The organism is Micromonospora sp. NPDC048999 (genome assembly GCF_040649295.1).
GTDB lineage: Bacteria > Actinomycetota > Actinomycetes > Mycobacteriales > Micromonosporaceae > Micromonospora.
On sequence record NZ_JBEZFI010000036.1, the window covers coordinates 44,777 to 62,256 of the forward strand.

15 protein-coding genes are annotated in these 17,480 nt (G+C 71.8%); 10 read left to right on the plus strand and 5 right to left on the minus strand.

The window, feature by feature from the left end; genetic code table 11:
• Window positions 1-176: 176 nt before the first annotated feature.
• Both AB0C02_RS26585 and AB0C02_RS26590 read right to left on the minus strand, forming a co-directional pair.
• Window positions 177-902, minus strand: coding sequence for a methyltransferase domain-containing protein (locus tag AB0C02_RS26585; protein WP_357551668.1), 726 nt, complete (start codon window positions 900-902; stop codon window positions 177-179).
• Window positions 903-961: 59 nt separating this feature from the next.
• Window positions 962-2,599, minus strand: coding sequence for an ABC-F family ATP-binding cassette domain-containing protein (locus AB0C02_RS26590; RefSeq protein WP_357551669.1), 1,638 nt, complete (start codon window positions 2,597-2,599; stop codon window positions 962-964).
• 38 nt (window positions 2,600-2,637) lie between these two features.
• Between AB0C02_RS26590 and AB0C02_RS26595 the strand changes: the two genes are divergently transcribed.
• From AB0C02_RS26595 to AB0C02_RS26605, 3 genes are all read left to right on the plus strand, one after another.
• Entirely contained in the window at window positions 2,638-3,408 is a 771-nt protein-coding gene (locus AB0C02_RS26595; protein ID WP_357551670.1) for an ROK family protein, read from the plus strand.
• Window positions 3,409-3,497: 89 nt separating this feature from the next.
• Complete coding sequence (locus AB0C02_RS26600) at window positions 3,498-3,866, plus strand: tetratricopeptide repeat protein (protein ID WP_357551671.1); 369 nt, start codon at window positions 3,498-3,500, stop codon at window positions 3,864-3,866.
• An 81-nt stretch (window positions 3,867-3,947) separates the two neighbouring features.
• Entirely contained in the window at window positions 3,948-4,202 is a 255-nt protein-coding gene (locus AB0C02_RS26605; protein WP_067315484.1) for a Smr/MutS family protein, read from the plus strand.
• A gap of 205 nt (window positions 4,203-4,407) precedes the next feature.
• Here AB0C02_RS26605 and AB0C02_RS26610 read toward each other — a convergent pair whose 3' ends face one another.
• Entirely contained in the window at window positions 4,408-6,792 is a 2,385-nt protein-coding gene (locus AB0C02_RS26610; RefSeq protein WP_357551672.1) for a M28 family peptidase, read from the minus strand.
• Between the two features lie 173 nt (window positions 6,793-6,965).
• On the opposite strand from AB0C02_RS26610, the gene AB0C02_RS26615 reads away from it, so the two are divergent.
• The 6 genes from AB0C02_RS26615 (at window position 6,966) to AB0C02_RS26640 (ending at window position 13,870) form a co-directional block, all read left to right on the plus strand.
• On the plus strand, window positions 6,966-8,171 hold the full coding sequence (locus AB0C02_RS26615; protein ID WP_357551684.1) for a fused response regulator/phosphatase: 1,206 nt from the start codon (window positions 6,966-6,968) through the stop codon (window positions 8,169-8,171).
• Complete coding sequence (locus tag AB0C02_RS26620; RefSeq protein ID WP_357551673.1) at window positions 8,168-9,805, plus strand: ATP-binding protein; 1,638 nt, start codon at window positions 8,168-8,170, stop codon at window positions 9,803-9,805. The genes AB0C02_RS26615 and AB0C02_RS26620 overlap by 4 nt, the downstream gene beginning before the upstream one ends.
• 13 nt (window positions 9,806-9,818) lie before the next feature.
• Entirely contained in the window at window positions 9,819-10,271 is a 453-nt protein-coding gene (locus AB0C02_RS26625) for a response regulator (RefSeq protein ID WP_357551674.1), read from the plus strand.
• A complete protein-coding gene (locus AB0C02_RS26630; protein WP_357551675.1) occupies window positions 10,264-11,073 on the plus strand; it encodes an inositol monophosphatase in 810 nt (269 codons plus the stop codon). The genes AB0C02_RS26625 and AB0C02_RS26630 overlap by 8 nt, the downstream gene beginning before the upstream one ends.
• Before the next feature lie 149 nt (window positions 11,074-11,222).
• Entirely contained in the window at window positions 11,223-12,185 is a 963-nt protein-coding gene (locus AB0C02_RS26635; RefSeq protein WP_357551685.1) for a hypothetical protein, read from the plus strand.
• Between the two features lie 80 nt (window positions 12,186-12,265).
• The gene (locus tag AB0C02_RS26640; RefSeq protein ID WP_357551676.1) at window positions 12,266-13,870 is read left to right on the plus strand and encodes a serine/threonine-protein kinase; all 1,605 of its coding nucleotides are present in this window, start codon (window positions 12,266-12,268) and stop codon (window positions 13,868-13,870) included.
• 3 nt (window positions 13,871-13,873) lie between these two features.
• On the opposite strand, the gene AB0C02_RS26645 is transcribed toward AB0C02_RS26640, so the two are convergent.
• Both AB0C02_RS26645 and AB0C02_RS26650 read right to left on the minus strand, forming a co-directional pair.
• Window positions 13,874-14,542 (minus strand): TrkA family potassium uptake protein, encoded by a 669-nt coding sequence (locus tag AB0C02_RS26645; protein ID WP_357551677.1) that lies wholly within the window; start codon window positions 14,540-14,542, stop codon window positions 13,874-13,876.
• On the minus strand, window positions 14,532-15,866 hold the full coding sequence (locus AB0C02_RS26650) for a potassium transporter TrkG (protein ID WP_357551678.1): 1,335 nt from the start codon (window positions 15,864-15,866) through the stop codon (window positions 14,532-14,534). Before AB0C02_RS26650 ends, AB0C02_RS26645 begins: the two co-directional genes overlap by 11 nt.
• 106 nt (window positions 15,867-15,972) lie before the next feature.
• Between AB0C02_RS26650 and AB0C02_RS26655 the strand changes: the two genes are divergently transcribed.
• A complete protein-coding gene (locus AB0C02_RS26655; protein ID WP_357551679.1) occupies window positions 15,973-17,088 on the plus strand; it encodes a glycerophosphodiester phosphodiesterase in 1,116 nt (371 codons plus the stop codon).
• Window positions 17,089-17,480 lie beyond the last annotated feature (392 nt).

Here is a 17,480-nt window from a genome sequence, read left to right on the forward strand (position 1 = left end):
CGTTGGGCTCCCGGGGGTGTTCCCGTGGCGGCGGGCACCCCGGCGCACCCGGAAACATTCGCCGTGGAATGTCCGCTGCCGGTAAGAAACTTTCATCAATCGCCGGGGCGCGCAAGACCTCCGGCCGGATCGATACACAGGCTGAGCCCGCCCGACGGCGGGCCTCGCCGAGGGGCTCAGTCGAAGAAGCGGGCCAGGTGGGACGGGGACGGGGGCGGGGCGTCGACAGGTAGCGGGGTGAGGTCGGCGAAGATGGAGGCGCCGTCCCAGCCGACGTGCAGCGGATACCAGCGCGGGGTGCCGGGCGGACGCTGGCCGCAGATGCCCTTGAACGTCTGCACGTCGAGCAGCCGTACGTGGGTCGGGTCGGCCACCGCGTTCACGTGCCGCCACCAGGGGCTCATCACGTGCAGGACACCACCCGGCCGGAGCACCCGGTGGCACTCGTCGAGCAGCGGCAGGAAGTCGATCAGGTGCTCCAGGATGTGCACCGCGAAGAACACGTCCACCGAGTCGTCGGCGAGCGGCAGCGACCCGGACAGATCGGCCACCGCGTCCACCCCCGGCGCCGGGTAGATGTCCAGCCCCAGGTTCCCCGGCCACTGCTTGGTCGCCCCGCAGCCCAGGTCCACCACCACCGGCGTACGGCCGGCGACGGTCACCCGGCACCAGACGCCGAGCACCCCGGCCAGGCGGCCCACCAGGTCCCGGACCAGCCGCAGTTGGGTCGGGTCGGCGACCTCGCCGCCCACGTGGGCGACGCCCCGGTCGAAGCGCACCTCCACGGTCAGCGCGCGCAGCCGCTCGTCGTGCCGGACCAGGTCGGCCCACGCCTCGGCCAGGAACCCGTCGACCAGCCGCAGCCGCTCGGCCGAGGGTGCCGACTGCGCCATCGTGACCATGCGCCACCTCCGGGCGGCCCGATACCCGGATTCCCGCCCGATATGCCGGCCGGCACGGATCAGTCTTCGGTGATCTGCCCGGCGTCCACCCGCAGCCGCCGGTTGACGCTCACCGCCGCCAGCATCCGCCGGTCATGGGTGACCAGCAGCAACGTCCCCGGGTACGTGGCCAGGGCCGACTCCAACTGCTCGATCGCGGGCAGGTCCAGGTGGTTGGTCGGCTCGTCCAGCACCAGCAGGTTCACCCCGCGACCCTGCAGCAGGGCCAGCGCGGCCCGGGTCCGCTCACCGGGGGAGAGGGTCGCCGCCGGCCGCAGCACGTGCTCCGCGCGCAGGCCGAACTTGGCCAGCAGTGTCCGCACGTCCGCCGGCGGCAGGTCAGGTACGGCGGCGCCGAAGGCGTCCAGCAGGGGCTGGTCGCCGAGGAAGAGCCCCCGGGCCTGGTCGACCTCGCCCACCACCACGCCCGGGCCGAGCGCCGCGTGGCCCTCGTCCAGCGGCAGCCGGCCCAGCAGCGCCGCGAGCAGGGTGCTCTTGCCGGAGCCGTTCGCCCCGGTGATCGCCACCCGGTCGGCCCAGTCGATCTGGAGATTCACCGGGCCGAGGCTGAAACCGCCCCGGCGTACGACGGCGCCCCGCAGCGAGGCCACCACGGCGCCGGCGCGGGGCGCGGCGGCGATCTCCATCCGCAGCTCCCACTCCTTGCGGGGCTCCTCGACCACCTCCAGCCGCTCGATCAACCGTGCGGTCTGCTTGGCCTTCGCCGCCTGCTTCTCGGTGGACTCGGTGCGGAACTTGCGGCCGATCTTGTCGTTGTCGGTGGCCTTGCGCCGGGCGTTCTTCACGCCCTTCTCCATCCAGGCCCGCTGCGTCCGTGCCCGCGCCTCCAACTGGGCGCGGGTGTCGGCGTACTCGTCGTACTCCTCGCGGGCGTGCCGGCGAGCCACCTCCCGCTCCTCCAGGTAGGCCGCGTAGCCGCCGCCGTAGTGCCGGACCTGCCCCTGGTGCAGGTCCAGCTCCACCACCCGGGTCACCGTCCGGGTGAGGAACTCCCGGTCGTGGCTGACCAGCACCGTCCCGGCGCGCAGCCCGGTGACGAAGCGTTCCAGGCGGTCCAGCCCGGCCAGGTCCAGGTCGTTGGTGGGCTCGTCGAGCAGGAAGACGTCGTACCGGCTGAGCAGCAGCGAGGCCAGCCCGGCCCGGGCCGCCTGCCCGCCGGAGAGGCCGGTCATCGGGTGCGCCAGGTCGACGCCCAGCCCCAGCTCGCCGGCCACCTGCTCGGCCCGTTCGTCGAGGTCCGCGCCGCCGAGGTCGAGCCAACGTTCCAGAGCGACGGCGTACGCGTCGTCGGCGCCCTCGGCCCCGGCGGTGAGCGCCTCGGTGGCCGCGTCCAGCGCCGCCTGCGCCTCCGCCACCCCGGTACGCCGGGCCAGGAAGCCCCGGACCGTCTCGCCCGGCCGACGCTCCGGCTCCTGCGGTAGGTAGCCGACGTTGGCGGTGGGCGGGTTCAAAGCCACCGAGCCCTGCTCTCGGGGCTGCAACCCGGCGAGCGTACGCAGCAGCGTCGACTTGCCGGCGCCGTTCACCCCGACCAGCCCGACCACGTCGCCGGGGGCGACGACCAGGTCCAGGTCGGCGAAGAGCAGGCGGTCACCGTGGCCGGCGGTGAGGTCCTTGGCGATCAACGTGGCGCTCATGAGGTGATCGAGCCTACCGGTGAGAGAGACTCACTGCCGTGCTGACCACTCTGGCGATCGACTGCGGCGGCGGTGGGATCAAGGCCTCCGTGCTGGACGCCGCGGGGACCATGCGGGCCCGGCCGCTGCGCGTCCCCACGCCGTACCCGCTGCCGCCCGCGCTCTTCGTCACGACGCTGCTGGCCCTGGCCGGCCGGCTGCCGGCGGCGGACCGGCTCACGGTCGGGATGCCGGGCATGATCCGGCACGGGGTCGTGGTGGCCACCCCGCACTACGTGACCCGGTCGGGGCCGCGCAGCCGGATCGACCCGGACCTGGTCGCCGAGTGGTCCGGGTACGACGCGCGGAGCGCGCTGGCCGAGGCGTTCGGGATCCCGGCGCTGGTGCTCAACGACGCCGAGGTGCACGGCGCGGGCGTGGTCGCCGGGACCGGCTGCGAGCTGGTGCTGACCCTCGGCACCGGGCTGGGCAGCGCGCTCTTCGACGGCGGGGTGCTCGCCCCGCACCTGGAGCTGTCGCACGCGCCGGTGCGCTGGAAGACCACCTACGACACGTACGTCGGAGAGCCGGAACGCCGTCGCCTCGGCGACGCGTTCTGGTCCCGGCGGATCCGGCAGGTGGTGGAGGGGCTGCGGCCGGTCTTCCGCTGGGACCGGCTCTATCTGGGCGGGGGCAACTCGCGGCTGATCCGGCCGGAGCAACTGGCCCGGATGGGCGACGACGTGGTGGTCGTACCGAACACGGCCGGAATCGTCGGCGGGGTCCGAGCCTGGGACCTGGTCGGCGACCGCTACGACCCGACCGCCTGAGGCACAACTTCCGGCGCAGGAACACTCGCGCTCCGGCCGTTGTTGTGCCAGCGTCGGACCAAGGGTGGGCGACAGGGGAGGTGGGTCGAATGGATCTTCTGGCGGAGTACCGGCGGGCGACCATGTTCTTCGAAGCGGGTGACCCGACCGGGGCGGCCCGGCTGCTCGAGCCGATCGTCGAGGCGGAGCCTGGCAACTCCTCGGTACGGCAGCTGCTGGCCCGGGCATACTTCCAGTCGGCCCAGCTCAGCCGGGCCGAGGAGCAGCTGCGGGAGCTGATCGACCGGGACCCGAGCGACCACTACGCGCACCACGTGCTGGGCCGGACCCTCGAACGGCTGAACCGGCCCGTCGACGCGCTGCGGCACCTGCGCATCGCGGCGGCCATGTATTCGACCAACGACGACTACACCACCGCACTGCGCCGGGTCGAGAGCCGGGTCAGCGGCGGTCGCTGAGGATTGGGACGAAGGGCAGCCCCAGCGGGCTGCCCTTCGCCGTCTCCGCCTCCGGCGATCCGGCACGCCTACCATGGACTGGTGAAGCTCAAGCTCGATCTCCACGACATCTTCAACAAGGGCCACGACATCGACCGCGCGCTGCGCGGGATCATGGACGAGGCGGTGGCGAAGAAGGCCACCCTCGTGGAGATCATCCCCGGCAAGGGCTCCGGCCAGCTCAAGAAGAAGGTCCTGCGCTTCCTCGACCAGAAGGACGTCAAGCAGCTCTACCACCGCGTCGAGAAGGACTCGAAGAACTTCGGCCGCCTCTTCGTCCACTTCCGCTGGAAGTGATCGGCCGGCAGTCGATTGACGGAAGTGGCTCTGGTCGTCAGGCCCTTTCGAGCTGATGGCGTAGACGATTCAGCCGTCCAGGGCGCCCCCGCCCGCCCTGATGAGTCGTCTGCGCTATCAGCTCCATAGGAAGCGAAACACCCTACCTGCCCGGGCGGAAGCCTTGGATTTTCACCGCGCCACCGGCCTGCCCAGAGCCGTCGGTTCACAACGAATAGGTGTGGGCCACCGCCAGCATCTCGGAGGTGTGTGAGCCGACCACGCCGACGCGGGCCGGCCGGGGGCGGAAGCCGGGGATATCGGAGAGGCCGTCGCTGGCGTCCATCACCCGCAGCACCACCTTCTCCGTCTCCATCCGCAGGGTGAGGATCACCTCGACACCCTCCGGTGGCGGAGCGTGGAACACCAGACCGAAGCCCCATTCACTCTCCGCCGGCACGGGCTTGAGCGTCAGCGGCACGCCGTCCGCGCTGGCTCCGGTGACCGTCGCCGAGCCGGACTCGACGTGCAGCGAGAGCAGGCGGACCGGGCGCTTCGGGGTCACCCGTACAAGCAGGGTGCGCTCGGTGCCCAGCGTGGTGTCCGACAGCACTGTGACGGCGGGTGGCGGCAGGTTCGCCCCGGGAGCGTTGCCGATCCTGGCCACGTTGTCGCCGAGCGCGGGGAAGAAGTGGGAGACCGACCCCTCGTCGTTCACGTACTGGGCGGTCCACGGCTGCGGCTCTGCCTCGTGGCTGATCCACATCGCCCGGCCGGTGTCGGTGTCCAGGGCGTACATCAGGTGGGTGGGCACGGGGTGGGCGGCGTCGAAGCGGTCCACGGCCAGGCCGACCCCGGCGAAGACCACGGCGGCGAGCGTGGCGGCGGCGGCCGGCAGCGCGCCGAGCCGGCGGGCTCGGACCGCGAGCATGCCGCGCTGGCCGCCGGCCTGCGGGTGCAGCAGGTCGACCACCGGTAGCGCGGCCAGCCCGAGCAGTACCGCGAAGAGCGCGGCCACCCCGCCCATCGCCATGCCCAGCGCCGGGAAGAGCAGCACCACGGTGGGCAGCAGGACCACCACGGCCACCGCGCCGGCCAGGGTCACCGCGACCACCGGCCACGGGCCGTCCAGCCGGGCGTTCAGCGCCGCCAGCCCGGCGAGCGCGCCGGCCAGCGCGGGCAGGGTCGCCAGGTACGCCCCGCCGGGCACCTCGGCGGCGAGCAGCACCCCGATCAGGGCCAGCCAGGCCAGCCCACCGAAGGCGAGGGCTGCCGGCCCGATCCGGCGGCGGGTCAGCGCGTACCAGGTGAAGAGGACGGCGGCGGCGAGCGCGACCACGGCGAGCCGGTACCAGCCCGGCCGGTACGGGTCGAGCAGCTCGGCGTACCCGGGGCGGAGTGTGGTGATCGCGGTCCAGAGCAGCCACGCGCCCAACGGGGCGAGGACGATCGGCACCAGGGCCAGCCCGACGCCGGCGGCGAGCTTCCCGACGGTGGCCCGGCCACGCCGGACCAGCAGCCGGCCGAGCAGGCCGACCGCGACCAGGGCGAGCAGGGCCAGCGGCAGGACCAGCCAGCCGGGGTAGCGGACCAGGCCGCCGGGCACCGGGAAGTAGGTGGCGTCGTGGTCGGAACCCAGCTTCGTCAGGTCGGTCCGGCCGAACTCGCGGGCCAGGCCGAGCGCGTTGTCCCCGTGCATCTGGAGGCTGCCCCGGTCCATCGCGGCCGGGACGTCCAGCGGCGTGTGATAGACCGCGCCACCGTCGATGTACGCCGAGTTCAGGCCGACGAAGTCGTGGTCCAGGAAGGCGGTGAAGTCGGTGTCGTTCGGCAGCGCCCGGTAGATCTCCACGGCGAACGAGGTGCCCACCGGATGTTGGGCGGCCCGGCCGAAGACGTCCACCAGTTTGGCGTTGTTCCGGGACGTCTCGAACATGATCACCGGGCCGGTGCTGCCGCGCGCCTCCAGGTTGAGCACCACCCCGCCGTCCCGCGCCAGCGGGTGGTCGGCGGCGAACGCCGACGCGCCGCACAGGCACGCCTCCTCCGCATCGGTGAGCACGAAGACGATGTCGTTGTGCGGGCGCGGGCCGGCGGTGAGCGCCCGGGCCACCTCCAGGATGCTGGCGACCCCGGCAGCGTCGTCGTTGCCGCCCGGCCCGGACTGCACCGAGTCGTAGTGGGCCACCAGGAAGAGCCGCCCGGTCGAATCGGTGCCGGGCAGCCGGGCCACCACGTTGCGGACCCGGGCCAGGGTCGCCCCGCCGGCGGCGCCGCTGAGCTGCCCGGCCTCCCGGGCGACGGTGTCCTGCACCTCGGTCTCCAGGCCGAGCCCGCGCAGCACTCCCACGAGGTGCTCCCGGACCTGGTCGTTGGCCGGGCTGCCGGCCACGTGCGGCCGGGCTCCGATGACCTTCACATGCTGGTACGCCCGTTCGGCGCTGAACCGGTCCGCTGGCGCGTCGGCGGGTCGCGGCGCCGGGGTGGACAGGTCGACCAGGACACCCGCGCCGACCGCGAGCAGCGTGGCGAGTGCGGCGAGCGCGGCGGGCAGCCGGCGGCGCGGCCGGGCCAGCGTCCGATCGGCGGGGCGGGTCGGGGGTACGCCCACTCGGAACTCCTCGGGGTGGTCGGGGGTGGCCTCATCCTGCCCCTCCAGCGCGTAGTGGTGAAGCCTTCTTTGTGTGCGACCGTTGTCTGATACAGGATGAGCAGGGCACTCGGAAGGAGTCCGACATCACGAGCGAACTCCCGCGCATCGCGGCGTTGCCGCGGTCGCCCGTCGTGCCCCGGGCCGGCGCGCCGGACGGCATCGGGCACCGCGCCAACCTGCCGCCCGGCGAGCGGCTGCGGGTGCTGCTGGTCGAGGACGACGAGGGCGACGCCTTCCTGGTCGGCGAGCTGCTGGCCGAGACCAACTCGATGATCGATCTGCTGGTCGCCACCAGTCTCAGCGAGGCTCGGCAGCGGGTGGCGGGGGTCGACTGTGTTCTGCTCGACCTGGGCCTGCCCGACGCGCAGGGGCTCGACGGCCTGCGCAAGGTGCTGGACATGGCGAGCGGGGCCGCGGTCTGCGTGCTCACCGGCCGCTCGGACGAGCACCTGGGCATCGTCGCGGTCGCCGAGGGCGCCCAGGACTACCTGGTCAAGGGGCAGGTCGACGGGGTCCTGCTGACCCGCGCGCTGCGCTACGCGGTGGAACGCAAGCGGGCCGACGAGAACGCCCGCCGGCTGCGTGAGGTGGAGCTGCGCCAGGCCGAGTCCGCCCGCCTGGAGCGGGGCCTGCTGCCGCAGCCGCTGATGACCACCGACCAGGTGTCGGTGCACACCTTCTACCGGCCCGGCCGGCACGCCGCGCTGATCGGCGGCGACTTCTACGACGTGGTGCAGACCCGACCGGACCGGATCGATCTGATCGTCGGCGACGTCTGCGGCCACGGCGTGGACGAGGCGGCCCTCGGCGTCGAGCTGCGGGTCGCCTGGCGGGCGCTGATCCTGGCCGAGGTGCCGGACGACGAGGTGCTGCCCGCCGTGGAACAGGTGCTGATGAGCGAGCGGCGCCTCCGGGAGATCTTCGCGACGGTGGCGACCATCCGGCTCGACCTGGCGGCTGGCCGGGCCACCGTGCGACTCGCCGGGCATCCACCGCCGCTGCTGCTCAGCGGCGGCAAGGCCGCTCCCGTGCCCGCCAAGGGCGGCCTGCTGCTCGGCGTACGACCGCGCCGGCCCGTCGCCTTCGACTTGGAGCTCGACGCCGATGACTGGTCCCTGCTGATGTACACCGACGGCGTCATCGAGGGCCGGGTGGGCGCCGGCGACGACCGGCTCGACGTGCCCGGGCTCGCCGACCTGCTCGCCGACCCGGCCAGCCAGGCGGTGCCGCTGGCCGAGCTGCCGGCCTGGCTGGTCGGCCGGGCCGAGCGGTTGAACGGTGGGCCGCTGGCCGACGATGTCGCGATGCTGCTGGTCAGCCGGGGCGGTGGCCGGTGAACGCGTACCGGCAGGGTTGGACCCTGCGTCGCCGGGTGGTCGCGCTGCTCACCGTGGTCCTGGTGCTGCTGCTCGGGCTGGCCGTGGCCGAGGCGCTGGTCGCGGCGACGAACAGGCAGAACATCGACGTCGTCCTGACCAGGACGGGCCCGCTGCGCGTGCAGGGCCAGGAGCTGGTGAGCGCCCTGCTCGACCAGGAGACCGGCGTCCGCGGGTACGCGGTGAACGGCGACCGCAAGGACCTCGCCTCGTACGAGGCGGGCCTGAAGCAGGAGCGGAATACCACCGCCTCGATGCGGGAGCTGGCCGGCGACTACCCGGGCGTGCTGCGCGCGCTGGCGGTCGTCGAGGAGCGCGCGGAGCAGTGGCGGGCCGACGTCGCCCAGCCGGTGATCGCCACGACCGAGAGCAGCGGCCCGGACGCCGGGCAGGCGCTGATCACCGACCAGACCCGGCAGCAGTTCGACGGCATTCGGGCCGCGGCGGACACCCTCCAGGACGAGATCCTGGTCGTCCGGCAGCAGGCCGCCGACCGGCTCAACCGGACCAGCAACGAACTGGTGGTGCTGTTGATCGCCGCCGCCCTGGTGGTGGCGGTGGCCGGGGCGGTCCTGCTGCTCTCCCTGGACCGGATGCTGATCGGGCCGCTGGCCGCCCTCGTCGAGCAGGTACGAAAGGTCGCCGACGGCGACTACCGGCACCACATCGAGGGGTCCGGGCCGCCCGAGTTCCGCCGGCTCGCCGAGGACGTCGACGGCATGCGGCAGAAGATCGCCCAGGAGCTGGACGAGGTACGCGAGGCCCGGGAGCGCATCGAGTGGGTCAACGGCCAGCTGCAGAAGCAGGCGGAGGAGCTGACCCGATCCAACCGCGACCTGGAGCAGTTCGCCTACGTCGCCTCGCACGACCTGCAGGAGCCGCTGCGCAAGGTGGCCAGCTTCTGCCAGCTGCTGCAGCGCCGGTACGCGGGCCAGCTCGATGAGCGCGCCGACCAGTACATCGCCTTCGCGGTTGACGGGGCGCAGCGGATGCAGCGGCTGATCAACGATCTGCTCGCGTTTTCCCGGATCGGTCGCCTCACCACCGGCTTCACCGAGGTCGATCTCAACAAGGTGATGGGCGACGTGGCCGCCCAGACCGAGGCCGCCCGTCAGCCCGCCGACGCCGAGCTGACCTGGGACGAGCTGCCGGTGATCCGCGGCGAGGAGGCGCTGCTGACCAACCTGTTCGCCAACCTGGTCAGCAATTCGGTCAAGTTCCGCCGGCCGGACGTGCCGCCCCGGGTGCATGTGTCGGCACGGTTGGTGGACGGCGAGTGGGAGATCACCTGTCGGGACAACGGCATCGGGATCGAGCCGGAGTTCGTCGACAAGATCTTCGTCATCTTCCAGCGGCTGCACTCCAAGGATGCGTACCCGGGCACCGGCATCGGCCTGGCCATCGCCAAGAAGATCGTGGAATATCACGGTGGCCGGGTCTGGGTGGACACCGCCGCCGAGGAGGGCACGGCGATCCGGTTCACCCTCTCCGCGATCGAGGAGACGGAGGCGGTGCCGGTCGGTCGGCAGCCGGACGGCGCGGCACGGGAGGGGACGCCCGAGGGGCGGCCACAGACGATACAACGGGTGGCATGAAGGAGACGGTGGGATGACCGTGCCGGCGGACGGCAAGAGCCCGATCGAGGTGCTGCTGGTCGAGGACGACCCGGGCGACGTGCTGATGACCCAGGAGGCGTTCGAGGAGCACAAGCTCCGCAACCGCCTCACGGTCGTCTCCGACGGCGCGGAGGCGCTCGCGTACCTGCGCCGCGAGGGCCAGTACGCGGACGCGGTGACCCCGGATCTGATCCTGCTCGACCTGAACCTGCCCCGCCGCGACGGGCGGGAGGTGCTCGAGGAGATAAAGCAGGACGAGGAGCTCCGCCAGATTCCGGTGGTGGTGCTCACCACCTCCCAGGCCGACGAGGACATCCTGCGCAGCTACCAGTTGCACGCCAACGCCTACGTGACCAAGCCGGTGGACTTCGAGCGGTTCATCTCGGTGGTCCGCCAGATCGACGAGTTCTTCGTCAGCGTGGTCAAGCTGCCGCCGCGTGCCTGACCCGCTGCTGCAGGAGGTCGGCGCGCTGCTACGGGAGATCGCGGCGGACGTCGTGGTGCCGATGTTCCGCCGGCTCGACGCCGCCGAGATCTCCGAAAAGGCGCCCGGCGAGGTGGTCACCGTCGCCGACCGGCGGGCGGAGGAGCTGATCACCGCCCGGCTGCGGCGACTGCGCCCCGGGTCGGTGGTGGTCGGCGAGGAGGCGGTCGCCGACCACCCGGACCTGCTGCGGCACCTGCGTGGCACCGGTGACGTCTGGTTGGTCGACCCGGTCGACGGCACCGCCAACTTCGCCGCCGGACGGCGTCCGTTCGCCCTGATGGTGGCGCTGCTGACCGACGGCGTGCCGGTGGCCTCCTGGGTGTACGACCCGATGGCCGGGACCATGGCAGCCTGCCGCGCCGGCGCGGGCACCTGGCTGGACGGCACACCGGTACGCACCACCTGGCCGGTGCCGAAGATCGGTGCGCTGCACGGCACCGCGATGACCCGGTTCCTGCCGCCGGCCACCCGACAGCGGGTGGTGACAGGTGGCGGGCGGATCGGTGAGCTGCTGCCCGGCCAGCACTGTGCCGGCCGGGAATACCTCGACATGCTCACCGGCGCGCAGCAGTTCGTCCTCTTCTGGCACACCCTGCCGTGGGACCACGCGCCCGGCACCCTGCTCGTACGGGAGGCGGGTGGGGTGGCCCGCCGCTTCGACGGGACCGACTACCACCCGGCGGACGACGGCCCGGGCCTGCTGGTCGCGTCCAGCGCGGAGGTCTGGGACGAAGTCCACACGGCGCTGTTGGACGGCTGACCGAGCGTGATGCCGTCCCCGAAGTCGGGGGCCTGGCCGGGCGCGCGTGGTCCGGTATCGTGACCGGCGGTCGACGGAAGGACGCTCTCGTGCCCAGGACCAGGCTCATCCGCCGGCCGTTGCTCGCCCTCTTCGCCGCGACAATCCTGCTGATCGGCGCCGGCCTCGCCCCGGCCGGGGTCGCCGTCGCCGCGCCCCCGAGCGCCCCCAACGAGGGTGGCAGCAAGAAGCTGCGGGACGCCCTCGAAGCGGCGGCGAAGGGCCACATCGAGGCCAAGGCACGACTCGACAACTCCAAGCGCCGGCAGGCCGAGCTGACCGCGCTGCTCAAGCAGCTCGAGGTGCGCCTGGTCGAGCTGAACTCGCAGGTGGGCGAGGTGGCCGCGCAGTCGTACCGGCTGGGCCGGCTTACCCCGCTGTCGGCGCTGCTGGCCAGCTCCGACCCGCACTCGTTTCTCCAACGCGCCGCCGAGCTGGACGTCATGGCCCAGCGGGACGGCAAGCGGCTGCGCGATTTGAACGAGGCGAAGGGCGAGGCCGCCCGGGCCAAGCTGGCCATCGACACGGAGATCCGCGAGCAGCAGAAGCAGCTCGCCATCCTGGCGAGGAAGAAGCGGGACGCCGAGGCCGCACTGGCCATGGTCAGTTCCGGCGCCGGCGCCGGGTTCGGTGGCGGCTCCGCGTCGGCGAAGCCGGCCCCGCGTAACCCGGACGGCTCCTGGCCGTCGGAGTCCTGCTCGGTGAAGGATCCGACCACCTCGAGCTGCATCACGGCGCGTACCCTGCACATGCTCCAGCAGGCCCAGGCGGCCGGTTACAAGCGGTACGTCTCCTGCCACCGCAGCGGCGGCGACGGCGAGCATCCGAAGGGGCGGGCCTGCGACTTCGCCGCCGCCACCGGCGGCTTCGAGAACGTCTCGGCCACCGGCGGCGACAAGGCGTACGGGGACAGCCTCGCCAACTACCTCAAGAACAACGCGAGCAGGCTCGGCGTCATGTACGTGATCTGGTACCGGCAGATCTGGATGCCGAACACCGGCTGGCGGTCGTACAACGGTGGCGGCAGCCCGGCCGGCGACCACACCAACCATGTTCATGTTTCCATGTACTGATCATCCCTGAACGGGTGATTCTCTGACCGATTCCGACTGCTCAGGTGTACGGCGGCCGGCTGCGGGCAACAGGACCGACCATGGGTGCATCGGCCAGGAGCGGCGCGCAGCTGCTGGGTGAGCGGTACCGGCTGATCGAGCAGCTCGGTGCGGGCGGCATGTCGGTGGTCTGGCGTGGGTACGACGAGGTGCTCGGCCGCCAGGTGGCGGTCAAGGTGCTCGCCTCCCGGCTCGCCAGCGACAAGGCGTTCCGGCACCGGATCCGGCTCGAGGCGCAGGCCGCCGCGCGGCTCTGCCACCCCAACATCACCAACGTCTACGACTACGGCGAGTCCGAGCAGGCCGGGCTGACCCTGCCGTACGTCGTGATGGAGCTGGTCGACGGCGGCCCGCTGAGCGGCCGGCTCGGCCACGGCGGGCGGCTGCCCTGGCGGGAGGCGGTTGCCATCGGTGCGGAGGTGTCGTCGGCGCTGGCCACCGCGCACGCCCGGGGCGTGGTCCACCGGGACGTCACGCCGGGCAACGTCATGCTCACCTCGACCGGGGTGAAGGTGGTCGACTTCGGCATCTCGGCGCTGGTGGGGGAGAGCGACCAGGGCCCGGACGGCACCCTGCTCGGCACCCCCGCGTACCTGGCACCGGAGCGGCTGGACAACGGCCAGGTCTCCCCGGCCACCGACGTGTACGCCGTCGGCCTGCTGCTCTACCGGATGCTCACCGGGCGGCTGCCCTGGCAGGCCAGCACCACCACGCAGCTGCTCCGGGCGCACATGTACCACGACCCGGACCCGATGCCCCCGGTGATAGGGCTTCCGGAAGAGGTCGAGAAACTGGTCCGGCGTTGCCTCGCGAAGCGCCTCGAGGACCGCCCCGCGACCGCCGAGGTGGCCCGTACGCTCGCCGGCGCGGCGGGAGTCGCGGCGATCATGCCGGTCTCGCCGGCGCTCGGTCGGTTCGACTTGGCGGAGAGCGCCGGGACCACCATCCTGCCCTGGTCGTCGGAGACCGGCGCGCTGCCCTTCGCCGCCCTGCGTACCCGCACCCGCCGGGCCGCCGTCCAACGGCGCAGGGTGGAGGCCGCGATGGCCGCCGCCGGACTGGTCGCGGTCACCGCCGTGATCTGGGGGATGACGTCGAGGAGCCCGGCCAGCGGCGGCGTCGAGCCGACCGAGGCCCGGATGGGGCTGCCGCAGCGGACCCCCTGCGCGGTGGACTACGTGCTGCGGCGGGACTCCGGGAAGGACTTCGTCGCCGACCTGACTCTCACCAACACCGGTGGCCGGGAGTTGCGCGACTGGACGATGAGCTTCGACTTCCCCGGCCGTCAGACGGTCACCAAGGCCCAGCCGGCGGTACGCCAGCAGGGGCCGACGGTGCAGCTCCAAGCGTCGGCCGCCGACGCCGTGCTGGCTCCCGGCGCGTCGAAGAAGGTCTCGCTGACCGGCCGCTACACCGGGGGAAATCCGCTGCCGGTCGAGTTCAAGGTCGGTGGCACCACCTGTGGCGTGCAGGTGTCCGGGGTGGCCGGCTCGACGCCGACCACCGCGCCGACCACCAAGGGGCCGACCACCAAGGCCCCGACCGCCAAGGGGGCGGCGGCTAAGGGCGCGGCGGGCAAGGGGGCGGCGGCCAAGGCGTCGGCGAAGCCGGAGAAGTCGGAGAAGCCCGGCAAGGCCAAGAAGTGACGTTCAGCCCAGCGCGGAGAAGCGCTGCACCTGGTCGATGCTGCCCTCCACGACGAGCATGCTCCCGGGTTCGAGCACCGTGTCCGGGCCGGCGTAGTGGAACCGCTCGCCGGGGAGCTTCGCGCCGACCACCATCACGCCGAAACGGTCTGTCGGGCTCACGTCGCGCAGCCGCCGCCCCACCATCGCCTCCGGTACGCGTACCTTGGCGATCGCGAAGTCGTCGCCGAACTCGATGAAGTCCAGCATCCGGCTGACGATCAGGTGCGCGACCCGCTCGCCGGTTTCCGCCTCCGGAAAGATCACGTGGTGCGCGCCCACCGATTCGAGGATCTTCGCGTGCTTCTCTGAGGTGGCCCGGGCCCAGATCTGCGGGATGCCCAGCTCGGTCAGCGCCAGCACGGTGAGCACGCTCGCCTCCACCGAGGCGCCGATGGCGACCACCACCCGCTGGAAGTCCGCCACGCCGAGCTGGCGCAGCGCCAACTCCTCGGTGGAGTCCGCCTGCACCACCCGGTCCAGCAGCGTCGACCAGTGCTGGACCTGCCCCGGATCGCGGTCGAGGGCCAGTACGTCCTGATTGAGGTGGATCAGCGAGCCGGCCAGACGCGAGCCGAACCGGCCCATACCGATCACCGCGATGCCGCTGTCGTCCGTCTTCCTAGCCGACAATGGGTTGCTCCTCCGGATAGCGGTACAGGCGTCGCCGGGTGTTCAACGCGATCGCGGACCCGAGGGTGAGTGGGCCGACCCGGCCGACGTACATGAGCGCGGTCAGCAGGTACTGGCCGGGCGGCTTCAAATGCTCGGCGAGCCCGGTGGTCAGACCGGTTGTGCTGAACGCGGAGGTGACGTCGAAGAGCGCGGCGTAGTAGCGGACGTGCTCGGTCAGCGCGACCACCGTGACCGTGCCGGCGACGACCAGGGCCACGCTGAGCAATGCCACGGTGAGCGCCTGCCGCTGGCTGGCGGTGGCGATCCGTCGGCCAGCCACCGTCACGTCCGGTTCGCCGCGCAGCTCGGCCCAGATGACGAAGGCGAGCAGGAAGAAGGTGGAGACCTTGATCCCGCCGGCGGTGCTGGCGCTGCCACCGCCGATGAACATCAACACGATGATCAGAGGGAAGCTCTCCTCGCTGAGCTGCGCGACGTGGATCACGTCGAAGCCGCCGGTGCGGCTCAGCGCGATCTGGCTGAACGAGGCCAGCACTTTGCCGGCCGAGTCGAAGGTGCCGATGGTGCGCGGGTTGTGCCACTCGGCGATCAGCAGCGCGCCGAAGCCGAGCGTGATCACCGTGAGGCTGCCCCAGATGGTCAGCTTGGAGGAGACCGCCCAGTGGCGCGGCCGCCGCCACTCCCGTACCGCCTCGAAGAGCGCCGGGAAGCCCAACCCGCCGATGATCGCGCCCAGGCCGAGCGGCAGGATCACCCAGGGATCCCGGGCGAACCCGACCAGCCCATCGGAGTAGAGGGCGAACCCGGCGTTGTTGAACGCCTGGATCGAGTGGAACCCGGCGTACCACAGGGCCCGCCCCGGGGGATAGCCGTAGGTCAGCGCCAATCGGCCGGCGATCACCGCCGTCATCACCGCCTCGGTGGCGAAGACCGTCGCCGCGATCCGGGCCAGCAGCCAACGGACGTCGCCGATGCCGTACTCGGCGGTCTCGGCCTGCACCAGCAGCCGGCTGCGCAGGCCGAGCTGCCGGGACACCACCAGGACCACCAACGCCGCGCCGGTCAGGATGCCGAGGCCGCCGAGCTGGGTGAGCACGGTGATCATCGCCAGCCCGAAGTCGGTCCAGTAGTTCGGGGTGTCGTTGATCGCCATGCCGGTGACCGAGACGGCGGAGGTGGCGGTGAAGAGGGCGGTGACGAACGGAGTGAAATGGTGCGCCTTGTCGGCTGCGGGCAGCGTCAGCAGGCCGGTGCCGATCAGGATCGCCGCCAGAAACCCGAACGGCACCAGCCGTACGGGATTACGGAGCAGACGGCGCACCACGCCATCTTCCGCCCAGAGATTCACCAGCAGGACAGAAACCGACCAACTGGCGGTCAACCACGACGGGTCTGCTGAGCGTACTCATCGATGACAGGAGACGGCTTTGCGACGTACCCTTTCCGCCCTCGGCGTGGCCGGCGCGCTGCTCGCGGCGGCCGTGGTGGTGCCGGCCGTGGCCGCCCAGGCCGATTCGGAGCCCCGCGCCGAGCAGCCCCTCGCGAACAAGCAGCCCATCGTGATCGGCCACCGGGGGGCCAGCGGCTACCGCCCGGAGCACACGCTGGAGTCCTACCGGTTGGCGATCCGGCTGGGCGCCGACTACATCGAGCCGGACCTGGTCTCGACGAAGGACGGCGTGCTGGTCGCCCGGCACGAGAACGAGATCTCCGGTACGACCGATGTGGCCGCCCACCCCGAGTTCGCCGCTCGAAAGACGACGAAGACCATCGACGGGGTGAGGACCACCGGCTGGTTCACCGAGGACCTCACCCTGGCCGAGTTGAAGACGCTACGGGCCAAGGAGCGGCTGCCGCAGGTCCGGGTGCCCAACACCGCATTCGACGGCAGGTTCGAGGTGCCGACCTTCCAGGAGGTCATCGACCTGGCCCGGGCCGAGTCCAAGGCCCGGGGCCGAACCATCGGCGTCTACCCGGAAACCAAGCACCCCAGCTACTTCGCCTCCATCGGGCTGCCGCTGGAGGAGCCGCTGGTCGCCGTGCTCAAGGCCAACAAGCTGACCCACCGCAACGACCCGGTCTTCATCCAGAGCTTCGAGACGGCCAACCTGCGCAAGCTGGACCGCATGATCGACGTACGGCTGATCCAGCTCATGGACGCCGCCGGCCAGCCGTACGACTTCACCGTCGCCGGCGACCCGCGCACCTATGTCGACCTGGCCTCGGCCGCGGGCCTCGCCTGGGTGGCCGGGTACGCCGACGGCGTCGGCCTGAACAAGAACCTCATCGTGCCCCGGGACGCGGCCGGCAGGCTGCTCGCGCCGACCTCGGTGATCCGGGACGCGCACCGGGTGAAGCTGCTGGTGCACGCCTGGACGTTCCGCGCCGAGAACCAGTTCCTCGCGGTCGACCACCGCATCGGCACCGACCCGAACGCCCGTGGCGACATCACGGCCGAGTACGAGCTCTTCTTCGGCCTCGGCCTGGACGGCGCCTTCGCCGACCAGCCGGACACCGCCGTGGCCGCCCGCGCCGGCCTCTGAGCCGGCGGCGCTGCGCCGCGCCCCGGCGAAGATCGCACTCGATCCAGGAAGTAGTGGCCTCCCACCGCCTCGGAGGCCACTACTTCCGTGTTCGAGCACGATCTCTCATGTTCCGTGGCTGCCGTGGTCCAGGGTGTTCCCGCTCGGCGCTACGAACTTGATGACGTAAATGGATCGGTTTCCGGCGGAGGTTTGGCTGCGCCGCCCCCCCTTTCGAGCTGATGGCGTAAACGAATCAGCCCAGGGCTACTGGGCGTGAATCGTTTACGCCATCAGGTCTATAGGAGGCGAGAACCTGGCAGGTTCAGCCGGTCGTAGCATTTGATCTTGGTGGTTGGGTGGGACAGGATGTTCCGCCGTGCGCGCGATGCTGACCTTGGCTGATCGTGAAG

Coding starts and splice junctions, on each gene's coding strand:
- AB0C02_RS26585 (WP_357551668.1), bottom strand. CDS start 902: ATGGTCACGATGGCGCAGTCGGCACCCTCGGCCGAGCGGCTGCGGCTG.
- AB0C02_RS26590 (WP_357551669.1), bottom strand. CDS start 2,599: ATGAGCGCCACGTTGATCGCCAAGGACCTCACCGCCGGCCACGGTGAC.
- AB0C02_RS26600 (WP_357551671.1), top strand. CDS start 3,498: ATGGATCTTCTGGCGGAGTACCGGCGGGCGACCATGTTCTTCGAAGCG.
- AB0C02_RS26625 (WP_357551674.1), top strand. CDS start 9,819: ATGACCGTGCCGGCGGACGGCAAGAGCCCGATCGAGGTGCTGCTGGTC.
- AB0C02_RS26640 (WP_357551676.1), top strand. CDS start 12,266: ATGGGTGCATCGGCCAGGAGCGGCGCGCAGCTGCTGGGTGAGCGGTAC.